This is a genomic window from Aquitalea sp. FJL05, assembly GCF_003852595.1.
In the GTDB taxonomy this organism is placed as follows: domain Bacteria; phylum Pseudomonadota; class Gammaproteobacteria; order Burkholderiales; family Chromobacteriaceae; genus Aquitalea; species Aquitalea aquatilis.
In genome coordinates, this window is record NZ_QAJS01000028.1 from 1 (window position 1) to 315 (window position 315).

Below are 315 nucleotides of genomic sequence, written 5' to 3' on the forward strand. Positions count from 1 at the left end.
CGTTGTTGGCATCGGTGGCAATCACGACGGTCGGCGCGGACGGCGCGATGGTGTCGCGAACCGCGCTGTCGCTGCCTTGCGCCGAAGTATTACCCGCCACGTCAGTGATGGTGGCCGCTACGTTTAGCGTGCCACCTTCTGCCGGGGCCGTCGGGGTGATGACTACCTGACCGGCACTGATTTCAGCGGCGGTCAGCACATGACCCGGCTGAGCCGTACCGTTGATGGTGACGTTCAGTGTGTCGCCAGCCTTGGCATCTGCCGGCAGGCCGATGTTCACCGTATCGGTGCTGGCGCTGCCTTGCTCGGCCTTGT

1 protein-coding gene is annotated in these 315 nt (G+C 64.4%); it reads right to left on the reverse strand.

The annotated features are described in order from the left end of the window. A partial coding sequence (locus DBR44_RS19565; RefSeq protein ID WP_158613682.1) for an Ig-like domain-containing protein occupies window positions 1-315 on the reverse strand: 315 nt, incomplete at both ends.